Origin of the sequence: Bacteroides sp. 1_1_14, assembly GCF_000162515.1 — a bacterium.
GTDB classification, from domain to species: Bacteria; Bacteroidota; Bacteroidia; order Bacteroidales; family Bacteroidaceae; genus Bacteroides; species Bacteroides thetaiotaomicron.
Genome location: NZ_GG774706.1, coordinates 301,190 through 314,681, shown reverse-complemented (window position 1 = coordinate 314,681; position 13,492 = coordinate 301,190). Strand labels below are relative to the sequence as shown.

Annotated in this window: 8 protein-coding genes and 1 pseudogene; all 9 read right to left on the bottom strand. The window is 42.5% G+C overall.

What is annotated here, in order from left to right:
* Positions 1–30: 30 nt before the first annotated feature.
* The gene (locus HMPREF9007_RS11380; protein ID WP_008761862.1) at positions 31–891 is read right to left on the bottom strand and encodes an FAD:protein FMN transferase; all 861 of its coding nucleotides are present in this window, start codon (positions 889–891) and stop codon (positions 31–33) included.
* Positions 892–978: 87 nt separating this feature from the next.
* Entirely contained in the window at positions 979–2,328 is a 1,350-nt protein-coding gene (locus tag HMPREF9007_RS11385) for a DUF1080 domain-containing protein (RefSeq protein WP_008761861.1), read from the bottom strand.
* A 56-nt stretch (positions 2,329–2,384) separates the two neighbouring features.
* On the bottom strand, positions 2,385–3,803 hold the full coding sequence (locus HMPREF9007_RS11390) for a Gfo/Idh/MocA family oxidoreductase (protein WP_008761860.1): 1,419 nt from the start codon (positions 3,801–3,803) through the stop codon (positions 2,385–2,387).
* Between the two features lie 46 nt (positions 3,804–3,849).
* Positions 3,850–4,098, bottom strand: a complete 249-nt coding sequence (locus HMPREF9007_RS11395) for a hypothetical protein (protein ID WP_008761859.1) — start codon at positions 4,096–4,098, stop codon at positions 3,850–3,852.
* On the bottom strand, positions 4,095–5,387 hold the full coding sequence (locus tag HMPREF9007_RS11400; protein ID WP_008761858.1) for a Gfo/Idh/MocA family oxidoreductase: 1,293 nt from the start codon (positions 5,385–5,387) through the stop codon (positions 4,095–4,097). Before HMPREF9007_RS11400 ends, HMPREF9007_RS11395 begins: the two co-directional genes overlap by 4 nt.
* 61 nt (positions 5,388–5,448) lie before the next feature.
* A pseudogene (locus HMPREF9007_RS11405) lies at positions 5,449–9,470 on the bottom strand (two-component regulator propeller domain-containing protein).
* 99 nt (positions 9,471–9,569) lie between these two features.
* Positions 9,570–11,630, bottom strand: coding sequence for an acetate--CoA ligase (locus HMPREF9007_RS11410; protein WP_008761857.1), 2,061 nt, complete (start codon positions 11,628–11,630; stop codon positions 9,570–9,572).
* 313 nt (positions 11,631–11,943) lie between these two features.
* A complete protein-coding gene (locus HMPREF9007_RS0125095) occupies positions 11,944–12,444 on the bottom strand; it encodes an RDD family protein (RefSeq protein WP_032850426.1) in 501 nt (166 codons plus the stop codon).
* 9 nt (positions 12,445–12,453) lie between these two features.
* Positions 12,454–13,492 (bottom strand): RHS repeat-associated core domain-containing protein (locus HMPREF9007_RS26260; protein WP_129593467.1); only part of this gene is annotated, 1,039 nt, incomplete at its 5' end.

Here is a 13,492-nt window from a genome sequence, read left to right as displayed (position 1 = left end):
ATCGCCAGAAAGAAGAAATAATGCGGTCGATTAATAACCAATCAGGAAGTGATTGACAAGTAAAGGGCGGAGACTGGCAAGCAACGTTTCACGCTGTTCCGGACCGGCGGCAAACAGAGCGGTAGACAGTATCTCTCCGACAGCCCCGTTCTTTGTTACAACCGCTATCTGCCTGAGACCTTCAACAAAGTTGCCATTTTGAGGAGAAATAATATGCCTGCGCCCCTCCGACTCGTTTCCGGAAGTAGTGAGGCATTCATTATAAAGGAGTATACTTTGAGACTCCCCGGTCTTTTCCGTCTCCGACTGGTTGCCAAAGTTAACTTTCCATCCCGTTCCGGCCGGATGGTTGCCTAAAGCAAGTACAGAACTGTTTCCCATATTGATCAACGCATTTTCTATAGAACAGGAGTGCAATATGTCTCTGATTGTCTCCAAGGCATATCCTTTCAGAAATCCTGAAAGGTTGATCGTTATCCCCGGTTGCCGGTAAAAAATACTTTGTTCTTCTGCCGACAAACATACCGAATGAATAGTATCCTGATTATAATTCTCCGAATGAACTGTCACATCGAAGCATCCCGATGTTTTCTCGTGATATTCCAGACACAGATCAACCATTGCATAAAGTTGACTGCTAAGAACTACCGGAGATACAGAAGCGGTCCGGTTAACGACAGCCAGTTCGCTGGCAGGATCATAATAGTTGGCTGTCTTCTCCAGGCAGCTTAAAGCTTCATGAATACGTTCAGCAACAGACAGCAGTTCTTCTTCTGATTTCTGACTGCACAAAAGAATATCTACGCGTGTATGCATAGACGGGAACCAGACGTAAAGTAATCCATCGCCCTCATGGGATGGTCTGTACAAATGTTGAATGGCAGTCTTCATCTATCAAAAAAGAAAGGAGCTGTGCTCGAAGCAGCATTCATCAACAAAATGAGATTTCCGGCACAACTCCTCTTCTACAATATATTCTTATTTCAATTCTTTAATCTTCACGTTCTTGAACCATACTTCATCTCCGTGGTCTTGCAGAAGGATGTTACCTTCAATAATATTTCCAAAGTTAGGCCAGTTCTTATACTTGCTATAAGCTACCAGTGCATTCCACATTTCATTGTTACGGTCATACTCAATCAGTTTCTCTCCATTCAGCCAGTGCTCTACATGGTTGCCTTTGACGATGATCATAGCAGTATTGAACTCTTTCTTATGGAAAGGTTTATTCTTAGGAGCCGGAATCAGGTCATACAATGAACCCAATTGTCTGTTGCCTTTCACGCCAAGTTTAGCATCCGGATGCTTGTCATCGTCCAGAATCTGAAACTCGCAACCGATAGCAGAACCGGCACCCTTATTCATTTCAGGATTAACAAAATACTTGATTCCGCTGTTTGCACCTTCAGTGATCTTGAAATCTACAGTCAGGATAAAGTCCTTATAGGTACGGGTAGTTACGATGTCACCACCGTTGGCAGATTCTGCACCGCCACTTTTTACTACCTTAAGGATGCCGTCTTCCATCTTCCAGCCTTTGGCAGGGAAAGTAGAAAGTTTCGCTCCTCTCCAGCCTTCATTAGTCTTGCCATCCCACAACAAAGCCCAGCCATCTTTCTTCTCACGCGGAGACAGTGTGTTAGGAATCAGATTTCTTTCCGGTGCAGCCTGAGACTCCGGTGTCTGATAACGCTCTACGTCTGTCGTACAGATACGGATATTCTTCCAGCTTACTGTCTTGCCTTCGTCAGCAGCGTTGCCGATAGCGTGTACCTGCAAAGCGATAAATCCGACAGGAGTCATATCGTCCCAAATATTAGCACAAGGCACTCCGTTGATCCATGTACGGATAGAGTTGCCTATCGCTTCGATACGGGCCTTATTCCATGCATTGTTCTTGAAAGCCGTACGTGCCGAAGGATTCCAGTTCAAAGAATAAATCCAGTTTCTGCGAGCTTCGTCATAGATACCACCCGACCAGGCACGTTTGGAGGGATCAATCTCGAACTGATAACCGTGTACACGGCCCTTGTTATATTCTTTTTTGCTTTCACTGCGAATCTGTACTCCTGAATTCAAGCCATCATCAATCTTAAAGTCAAACTCAAGGATAAAATCTCCGTAATTCTTGGTGGTTGCCAGGAAGGTATTAGGAGTTCCCATTTTTGATACACCTACAATGGCATCGTCTACGATTTTATACTCAGCCTTGCCGTTCAGTTTTTTCCATCCTTTCAGGTTTTTACCATTGAAAAGCGGTTCCCAATTCTGTGCTGACAAAGAAGCGGCACAGAACAAAAGTAAAGTCAATACGATATTTTTCTTCATTACTTATATTGTTATTATAATCAAACTTTATTCTGTTTTATATTTCCTACCGGTCTTTACAACTTATAGAACTCATCCCAGCCTTTACGCGGCGGAAGTCCGGCCAACATTGAATTAGCAAATTCATTATTGGTAATCTGCTTCGTGCGGGGATCGAAGAATAACTGGGTATTGAGACGTTGCGCCATTACTCCCAGTGAGAATACCTGGCTCAAGACACCGTTAATCTCGAACGGTGAACGCGTCTTTTCAATGCCATTACATGCCAGCAAGAAATTCTCGAAGTGATTGGACGGACTTTTAGGCACTTTCGGCAACTTATCTGCCATTTCCTTTGCCTTTTCTTCTGGAATGATAGACAAAGTACTTCCGTGACTACCACCCTTGAAAGTCAGTTCCTTTGAATAAATAATCTTTCCCGGATTCAGTTTGGCAGGAGGAACATCGCCCTGATTAGTCTTGGGAATGTTCGGATCCAGTCCGGAAACACCGTAACCTGCAGGAATAGGAGGAAGATTATCCAGACCGTCATACCAAGTGACATCTACCGGTGGCATTCCTTTGCGCTGCGGGAAACGGAAAAGAATCGTAGAAGAATATGGGAAAAAGTAATCATTGTGTCCTTCCTGATGTGTCAGAGTCACTTCGTAAGGCAAGCCTAGTTCAAGAAACTCGTGAACAGTATCCAATATATGTGCTCCCCAGTCGCCCAAAGCTCCCATACCGAAGTCATACCAGCAACGCCATTCACCCTGATCATACTTATTGCAATATTCATGATAAGGAACAGCTCCCAGCCAGGTATTCCAATCCAAATCCTTCGGGAGTTGCTGGCCTGAAGGTAGTTTATAAATGTTCGTATCCCACTTATGCCAGCGACGCGGATTATTCATGTGAGCAGTAACAGCTGTCACATCCTTGATGATCCCTGCATCCATCCAAGCTTTAAATTGGAAGTAATTTGCTTCCGAGTGTCCCTGATTTCCCACCTGAGTAGCCAGGTTCGGACGTTTAAGGGCAGCCTGCATCAACAGTTCCGCCTCATAGAAAGTACGGGCCAGCGGTTTTTCCACATACACGTGTTTGCCGGAAGCCAGAGCCAGCATACTGATAGGGAAGTGAGAGTGATCAGGAGTAGCAATTGCTACAGCATCAAACTCGTTACCAGCCTTGTCAAACATCTGGCGGAAGTCTCTGAACTGTTTCGCTTTAGGATACATGCCCATCACCTTTCGTGTATGTTTAGCTCCCATGTCTACATCACACAGAGCCACAACCTCTACCATACCCGTACGTGCAAAATCCTGTATAATTTGCTCTCCACGGTTTCCAATGCCAATATAGGCTATTTTTACCTTTTCATTTCTTCCTTTTTTCGATGAAATAGTTTGAGCATTCAGCAGTTCACCGGATCCCAGTGCTAATCCGGCAGAGGCCAGTGACATTGTCTTTAGAAAATCTCTTCGTGTTGTCATAAATTATTCATTGATATTGATTAAGTATATTCGTTCAGGTCTGTTCTCACAGCCTGTTTCTCTTCTTTGTGAATAGCGCTTTCACTCCATAGAAAAGGAGGCGCAGAAGCGCCCATGCGGCATAGAGTACAAAAGCAAAAATGATTATATAGAAAATAGAGGTGATCATCTCCATCATGGATCTGTGATATGTGATGATTGCATAAAGATTCACCAGATTGGCAAGCACAAAACATACAAGTAAAGTGATTATTTCTATTTTCTTCCGTCGTGCGGTCAGGACTGTATCTTTCATACTGTTTCGAGTGTTTTGGATTGATGGTTCAGATAGTCAATTTTGTATTCATCAGGAAAGTAAAGCGTTTTTTCTTCCTCCATAGCCTGGTGGCCCAACAGACAGAGCATACTAGCATAGTAGCCTTCTTCGGCAATTCTTTCCGGTTGTTTTTGTGTTATCACAGCCTCTACGAATGCTTCCAGCAACAAGGAAGTACCGTCACCTTTCGGACGTTCGCCCAAAATAAACTCTCCTGTATTCGCATTGGCAGTTTCCGGTGCCCAGCTTGTACCTGCAAAAGGCAGTGAATCAAACATTTTGTTCTCCCAGTCATTGACCAACTGCAGGAATGCCGGTGCAGGAGCCACACTTTCAAAGTAGTATCGTCCCTTTTCCGGTTCCACCGTTCCGAGATTACCCATAATCTGCTCTTCCAGACCATAGAACTTATTGGAAATAATGGAATCGAATGTCATCTTCACGCCATCATCGAATACATATATACAACTTACATTATCATATACTTCACGTCCGTCCTTCCAATAAGTGATGGCTCCGTGCCCCATTACCTTCTCAGGAAGTTTTTGCAATGCCCAGCTACCTATCTGAAGCTGATGGCAGGCAAGTTCCGTCATTAATCCCTTCGAGAATTCCTTATAGAGACGCCAGTTTATCAGACGCTCCAAACTTGGTGAAGGAACAGAACGTCTCCAGTCGCCATTCCGGTTCCAGAAAGTATGAATTCCGTTGATTTCGCCGAACGTACCCGCATGGATCATTTCCATCGCCTTGATATAGCGCGGATCAAAGAGACGTTGCTGTCCGGTGAAGAAAATTTTTCCGGTGCTGCGATGCTTTTGATATATATGGTAACACTCTTCCATCGTATAACCGATTGACTTTTCGCAGAATACATGTTTCCCGGCATCAAAAGCATCCATCACTATTTTATAGTGAGCACTAAGAGGAGTTGCCACAAGGACGGCATCTATATTCTTATCTTCCAACACCTCCTTATAGTTACCGTATACTTTTGCCTTAGGGGCAAGTTTCAAAGCCTCATCAATCGAAGGCTGATAAATATCGCACAACGCTACAATATCCACCTTCGGATTTTTCACAAGGAAACTCATTAAAAATCGTCCTCTCGAACCGGGACCGATAATTGCCAGACGGCATTTTTCACTAGACGTGTTCGTCACCTCCGAAAATGCAGAAAGCCAGGGACTCGCTGCAAGAAATGCTCCAGCCCCGGCTATTCCCATATTTTTCAGAAAATCTCGTCTACTAATAGGTGTATCTTTCATTATTTAATTTATTAAATTCTCGTATTTTATTTCAGTTTCCGTATCAAGGCTAACTGATTATTCAATCCACAAAGTCCTTCGGCAACACTCCAAACTGCTTCTGAAAACATTTGGCAAAATAGGACGGAGAGTTGAATCCTACCATATAGCAGATTTCAGTTACTCGCCCTTCTCCTTCTTTCAGCAACTGGGCAGCCTTTTTCAAGCGTTCCAAACGAAGATACTCATTCGGGCTCAAATCCAGTACTCCCTTTATCTTACGATAGAAGTTAGAACGACTCATATTCAGACTGTCCGCTATATCATCCATGCTGAACTCCGGATTATTAAGATTAGCCAAAATTACTTCATTCAGTCTCTTGATAAAGTCTTCGTCGGCCTTGGTCAATGCCATGGTGTTGGCTGCCACAAAAGGTGACTGCGCAAAAGTCCGGCGTAGTTTTTCTCTGTTCTGAATGAGGTTAGAGGCACAAGCTTGTAAGTATTCGACAGAGAAAGGCTTCTCGATATAGGCATCTGCGCCCAGCTCCATGCCTTCTATCTTAGACTGGATGTTCGTTTCGCAGTCAGCAGAATAACAGGGATATGACTATAATTCAAGTCCGATTTAATCGTCTTACAGAGTTCAAAGCCATCCATCACAGGCATGACTACATCACTCACTACCAAATTCACATAATTGCCATCCAGCATTTTCAAGGCTTCCGCCCCATTGACTGCCGACAGTACGGCATATTCTTTCGACAACTGGCGGACAACAAAGGCTCGCATATCCGGATTATCCTCCACTACCAGTACTGTAGGGCGATTGTCTTTTTTTTCTCCTTGTGCCACTTCCACCGGAACCTCACTTACAGGTTCCGGTTCCGCTTTTGTTTCCGGAGTCAAAGTAATTGTCATATCCTGAACGATAGGCAATGTCAGGCAGAAGGTATTACTATTTTCTTCTTCCCCCATAGCCAGCATTCCTTGATGCAGTTCGGCCAATGAGCGTGAAAGAGCCAGTCCGATACCCGTTCCGGTGGTCACTTTTCCGTCTTCTCTCTCGTTGAAACGGACAAAAGGCTGGAATATTTCTTCCCTCATCTCACGAGGGATAATCACTCCGTCATTCACCGTACGGATACGGAATACATTGCTTTCATCCCCCTCGGTCACCTCCAGAGATACGTGTATATAATGTTCCGAATATTTCACGGCATTGTTCAGCAAGTTACTGATAATCTTGGTGAATGCCTCTTGATTGACATGAGCATAAAAATCCGTCTCGGGCAGTTGCAGGGTAAATTCCAGTCCTTTCTGTTTGGCAAGAGAAGTAAACCGCAGGTGGGTTTCTTTCAGCACCTCCGTGATGTTGCATTTAGCAAAGTTCAAACGGAATCCCTGACTTTCCGTCTTGCGGAAGTCTAGTAATTGGTTCGTCAGATTCAGCAAACGTTCCGTATTCTGCTTCATAATATTCAGATCCTCACGCGTCTCCGCATCAACCTTTTTCTTAAGAATAATATTCTCTAGCGGACCTTTAATCAAAGTCAGCGGAGTACGTATCTCGTGAGCTACATTCGTAAAGAAGTCGATCTTTGCATGATAGATCTCGCGTTCCTTTTCCTGCTCGAACTTCTCCATCTGCCTGCGATGCTTATAGTTACTTCGCTGCTTGAAATACCACACAGCATACAGGGAGCAGCCTATGATCAGCAAAACATATACGCAATAAGCCCAGATAGTAAGATAAAAAGGAGGAAGTATACGAACGATCAAAGATACTTCATTTTCGTTCCATACTCCGTCACTGTTAGAAGCTTTCACACGGAAGGTATAATTGCCATACCACAAGTTGGAATAGGATACCACAGGACTCTCTCCAACGGGCAGCCATTCATCATCAAAGCCATCCAACTTATACATGATCTGATTCATTCGCGGAGCCTGGAAATCCAAAGCAGCGACACGAAATGAAAAAGAATTCTGATCAGGCTGAAGAACCAGCTCATCCAAGAAATTAATACTTTTCTTCAGCGGAGACGAAGGATCACCAGGATATACTTCTTTTCCGAACAACAAAAAGTCCGTAATCACAATGGATGGAAGAGACTTATTTTCAGAGAAGTTTTTCGGATTAAAAGCGACAAAGCCGTCAATACTGCCCAGATAAATCGTTCCATCTTCCGTCTCAAAGCTGGAACGATAGTTAAACTGCTCGCCCAACAGACCGTTGGCGGTAGTATATACTTTCATCGCTCCCGTGGCAGGCTGAAAAGACACCAGACCATTATTGGTTGTCAGCCACATAAGGCCTTCTTTATCTTCCACAATCTGATAAACAACATCATTCGGCAATCCGTTACGGGAATCATAGCTAGTAAAAGTTTCTGTTTCGGGATGAAACTTGCAGAAACCTCCACCTTGTGTAGTTAACCAGATTTGTCGGTGAGAATCTTCGAAAATGCTCAATACCTTATCATACGGCAGACTTCTAGGGTTGTTTTCATCGTGCAAGTAATTGGTCCATTTCTTTTCATTGACATTATAGCAATAGGCCCCATTAGCATAGGTCGCCAGCCATAGATTACTGCCGGAATCTTCTTTGATATCATATACAAACTTACCGTTCAGTTCCGGTATCCGGTCAAAATCATCGGTCTGCTTATTATAGCGCAGCAAACCAAACAAAGTACCCAAATAAATATCTCCCGTTGTTGTCTGACAAATAGAAAAAACGCTATTATCTATCAATGAACGTGGCGAATCGGTTTTCTGATATGTTTTCACAATCGCTCCCGTACGTGTATCAATAACTTTCACTCCTTTCGCAAAAGTTCCTACCCAAAGATGATCGCCAATCAGACATAATCCATGAACATTAGTGAACGCATTACTTGGAGTAAAGAAAGAGAAGGTTTTTGTTTTCGGATCAAAGCGGTTCAATCCTCCATCTTCCGTACCGATCCACAAGATCCCCTGATTGTCCTGACAGAACTCACGTACTCTTTTTCCATGCAAACCATTATCTGTCCCTTTCGGATAATACTTTTCAAAGTAAGTATAGAAACGGGGATAGTAGTTCACTCCCCCGAAATAAGAACCAATCCATATGCCTCCTTCACGATCCTTACATAGTGAATAGACCGCATTGTCAGAGAGAGAATATGGATCATTGATTGAACTGCGCAAATGGACATATTTGCCCATTCGAAGGTTATAAATATAAATTCCGGATTCCGCCCCTATCCATAATTCATTATCAGAAGCAACCAGCAAGTTACGACAAAGAACCGGTTCTTCATTTTCATCAACGGAAAGCAAATCATGTAATTTGTTGGAAGTTAGGTTCAACTCCTTTGCCCCACCTCTCAAAGAGCCGATATACAGACAATTATAGGCACCTTTTACAAGAGTAGTTACGACATCGTTCTCGAAAGTTTCCTTATTGTCGACGGGAGAGATGTAGGGTTGAAGTGTTTTCAGACGGTCTTTTGAATAAAAGAGTCCGTCACCATAGCAGCCTATCCAGAGAGTTCCGCTGTTATCAAAGACAAAAGACTGGACATTAGTGGAAATGAAAGGAAAGTTTTTCAAGGTAAAATTCTGAAGTTTCTCTTTCTCCAAATCATAACAAAAGAGTCCCTGAGACTCTACCGCAATCCAGACGCATCCCTGGTCATCTCCCACAATCGCTGTCACAGTGTGTTCTATCTTGGTTTCTTCCGCACTCAGTTCTTCAAAATGCCGGAACGAGTCATTCTCCGGATAATAGATATAGAGTCCCACATCCGTACCTACCCAAATGTTTCCTTCCGCATCCTCATAAAGCGCTGTTATGAAATTATTGCCAATGCTTCTCTGACTGCGACCGTCGTGCTTGAACTGACGAAATGACAAACCATCATACCGGTTCAGTCCGTCCTTTGTTCCAAACCACATAAAGCCCTGTTTATCCTGCAAAATAGCGTTTACTGTATTTTGGGATAATCCATTCTGTACACTTAGGTTTTTGAAATAATAATGCTCATCCATCACTTGTGCATGACAGACGATTTGATAGCATATAAAACTTACCAGGAGTACTAAAGCTTTCTTCATACTATACGTATTTTCTACCTTTTTGTTTTGAGTTATCAAATGTAGGCAAAATTACTGCCTAAAGATAGAAAATATGTCTCAATGAATGAAAGAATAGTCCTATTTTTCTATTCGGATGCGCGCATCTACTGCTATAACCGCCTTCTCAGTGGCCAGGAGCGGGTTTATATCCATTTCTTTAATTTCTGTTGCAAACCGGAGCAAGGTAGACAAACGAACGATAATCTCAGCAAATTTATCCTCGTTTACTCCTTTTTGTCCACGGGTTCCCTGGATAATTTTATAGGCACGCAAGGAGCGAATCATTGAATAAGCCTCTTCATAAGAAAGGGGCGCCAAACCGGAAGATACATCTTTCAAAACTTCCACAAAAATGCCCCCCAAACCGCAAAGTACCACGTGCCCGAACTTTTCTTCATATTTTGCACCAATAAAAAGTTCCGTGCCTTTGAGCATAGGTTGAACCATGATCGCTTTTGCATCGGGAATCTGCATCATACGGTCAAATTCAAGTGCCAGATGCTGTTCCCCTTTAATGTTCAGTACTACGCCGCCGACATCCGATTTATGTACAGGACCTACTACTTTGGCTACTACCGGGAATCCACATCGACGGGCAAAATCCACGACTTCCTCCTTTTTATTGGAAACAAATTCATCGACCAATGAAATACCGGCTGCGTGCAGCAATGCCTGCACATAATGAGGTTCGATGTATCCATTCTCCGGGATGGAATCAATGATACGACGGATTCTCGGTACATCGACTCCGAACAGTTCAATCTCAGGCACCGCCGGCTTCGGGGCGTTGACAATGCGGGACAGTGCAGTTCCCAAAGTCACTTCGTCGGAAAAGTTCACGTGTCCTTTGGCAAGGAATGCCGCCACTTCCGCTCCTGCTGTATTGATGGAGGGAAGAACAGGGAATATAGGCTTGCGACAGGTCTGCATCTTTTCATGGAGGACATCGTACATTTCAAACATGGTCACCAGTCCGGGTGTGCCGAAGATAGCCAGGATAGCATCTATATTGTCTAATTTTTCTTCGCAATAATCGATGCAGATACGCAAATGATCCGGTGTACCGGTGGCAAGGATGTCAATCGGGTTTCCTACGGAAGCTCCGGGGAAGAGTTGGGCTTTCAGTTCTTCCGCTAGTTCACCTTCCAGCTTAGGGACATTCAGTCCGCCTTTACTCAAAGCATCCGTCAGCATTACTCCCGGACCTCCAGCATGAGTAATGATAGCAAAGTTTTTCCCTTTCAGTTCGGGGAGGGTGAAGATACAACCAACGGTAGTCAGCTCTTCGCGCGAAAAGCAACGCACGATCCCGGCTTTACGGAACAGCGCTTCTACAGCCGAATCGGAACTGGCAATCGCTCCTGTATGTGAAGAAGCCGCCCGACTTCCGCTTTCCGAACTTCCTGCTTTTATCGCTGCAATCTTACAGCCTTTCCTTATCAATGAAGAAGCATGGAAGAGCAATCTGTCCGGATTATGAATACTTTCAATATAGAGTAGCTTGATACGGGAATCTTTCTCCGGATCAAAGTTCTCGTCCATAAATTGCAACACATCTTCCACACCAATCTGCTTGGCATTTCCTACCGACCAGACAGAATTGAACTGCAATCCTTTTGTCACCGCACTTTCAAGAATAAAGACTGCCGTGGCACCGGAGCTGGAGATCAGATCGACTCCTTTTGAGTTCAAGTTCGGAATAGGTTGGCTGAAGACGCTATGATGCCATGTATTCATCAGCCCAATACAGTTCGGACCAATCAAAGATGCACCGTATTTGTTGACAGTTTCCAGTATACGTTCTTCCAGCAGTGCTCCTTCGCGCGTCTCTTCACCAAATCCGGCAGAGAGTATGATAAACGCCCGCGTCTGCTTTTCGCTTGCCAGTGTCTCTACTATATCCGGACACATCACAGCCGGAACAGCCAATACAGCCAGATCGGTATCAGGCAATTCTGTTACATCTGCAAAGGCAGGAACTCCCTGCACTTCTGTCTCCTTCGGGTTCACAGCCCGGAGTTCTCCCTGATAACCTCCGTTTATCAGATTCTTCAATATAGCGCCACCCGGCTTATGTACATTATTCGAAGCCCCTACTACAACTATACTCTCGGGACGAAGCAACTGGGTTGTTATCATATCATACACTGGTTTTCGTTTAAACTAGGATACAAATATATTCTTTCCTACGAGAAAAAAGAAAGAAAAAGAGGAGAATTATGGGTGGAAGTTTTTAGAAATATAAAATAAACTCTAGGTTTAATATATAATAATATAGTAACATTTAGCCAGTTTATGCTTTAACTTAATTTTCATAGAAACCAAAATTATTATCATAAACAGCATCTTCACGTAACAAATAAAGCCAAAGCCAACGAATATGCAGAATATCCTTCATACTCGTTGGCATAAATATCAAATTTGAATTGTTCTAAAAAATACATCTACACCACTACATAGCAAAAGATTTCAATTTTACATAAGAAATTACAACTCCTAATATCCAAATAAATAAAAAGACTATAAATGTAAAAACAACCGATTTAAGTTCTTGCCGTAAATTACAATCCTTTTCCACTACTCGCGTAGAAGTCAAAATATCACCTATGCGTTCTCCCTTAGGGCTAGCAAAAAAGATAATAAATTCGATAAAATTCATACAATAACAAAGATTACGTACCACACATCTCAAAGGACCTGCTATATTATGAGTTTTAAGATTTATAACCTGAATTCCCATAATACGTTTTCCCGGGCTCATTCCCTTACAACAATCCTTACAAAAAAACCAATACATAAAAAGTTGCATAGCACATGCTGTAGGAAACATCACGAAGGGTGGAGAAGGTGTTACAATCAAACTAATGATAGTGTCTACCACCCAAGCCATAAAACAAGCAATAAAAAAATCTATAGTTATAGCATAGAATCTTTTTTTCTTCATTTCTTCCATCTTAACTTTTTATTTAAACAATTCTTTAACAAAGTTCAATATCTTTGACAAATCAATTGAAATCTCAGCACCCAAAATTATACTGGCTGAAACACCAAGAGTATAATCCGTATCTACTGTATTTGATTCTCCCGTTTTTTCAAAGTATCTACCAGTAGAATCAAAAGTTTCAGTCTTCTTATGATCCTCTATTATACCGGGTACTCCAACAGTGTAACCACTTTCTCTAACGGATGTCCAAGAATCAAGTTCATAAGCTCTTGTATAATTTTCAGCATTAAAAATTCCCACTCCAATGGACACTCCCTTTTCAAGGGTCAAAGGACCATCACCAATTTTCACACTACCACCATTTACTCCTAATCCAACATTAACTCCCATTATTTTAACATTAGCATTTGCTTGTCCGCCAATAGAAAACGAAAAAGAAAGCGAACTCTTCAAAAATGGCCAGGCTTCATTCCACCCATTTCCATCAGGATCAACGTATCGAGCAGGATTATTCCCACAATAATTATAAGAATTAAATGAATAATACTTTTCAGACAACGAATCAACCATACACCATCTTCCTATTGTGGCATCGTAATATCTCGCACCGTAGTCATATAGGTTTAATCCACTCACTCTATCCAATTCCTTACCATTATACTTATAAGACTGAACACTCGTAGATGTTGTAAACGTACCACCAAAAGGATAGTAATCATTCGTTTCCTCCAACTTTCCATCCTTATCAGCAACTACACGCACATTACCTTGATGGTCCTTCAAATAAAAGTGGAACTTCTTATCAGGAAAACTAACATATCCTGTCTCAGTCAAAAGCAGCTTCAAAGAGCCGTTCTCATAGATCGCATTACCACAATAATCAGTCGTTAAGATAGTATTACCTGTTTGATGGACAGTACGAAGTTTTCTTCCATCCGATCCATACTCATAATCAATGGTATTACCATCACTAAAGGTTATCTGACTGGGCAAATTTATAAGATTATATCGAATATTACTAATATTCTTGTTCAAATCTTTAGTCAAGTTACCGTTT

Coding starts and splice junctions, on each gene's coding strand:
- HMPREF9007_RS11400 (WP_008761858.1), bottom strand. CDS start 5,387: ATGAAAGATACACCTATTAGTAGACGAGATTTTCTGAAAAATATGGGA.
- HMPREF9007_RS11385 (WP_008761861.1), bottom strand. CDS start 2,328: ATGAAGAAAAATATCGTATTGACTTTACTTTTGTTCTGTGCCGCTTCT.
- HMPREF9007_RS11380 (WP_008761862.1), bottom strand. CDS start 891: ATGAAGACTGCCATTCAACATTTGTACAGACCATCCCATGAGGGCGAT.
- HMPREF9007_RS0125095 (WP_032850426.1), bottom strand. CDS start 12,444: ATGGAAGAAATGAAGAAAAAAAGATTCTATGCTATAACTATAGATTTT.
- HMPREF9007_RS11395 (WP_008761859.1), bottom strand. CDS start 4,098: ATGAAAGATACAGTCCTGACCGCACGACGGAAGAAAATAGAAATAATC.
- HMPREF9007_RS11410 (WP_008761857.1), bottom strand. CDS start 11,630: ATGATAACAACCCAGTTGCTTCGTCCCGAGAGTATAGTTGTAGTAGGG.
- HMPREF9007_RS11390 (WP_008761860.1), bottom strand. CDS start 3,803: ATGACAACACGAAGAGATTTTCTAAAGACAATGTCACTGGCCTCTGCC.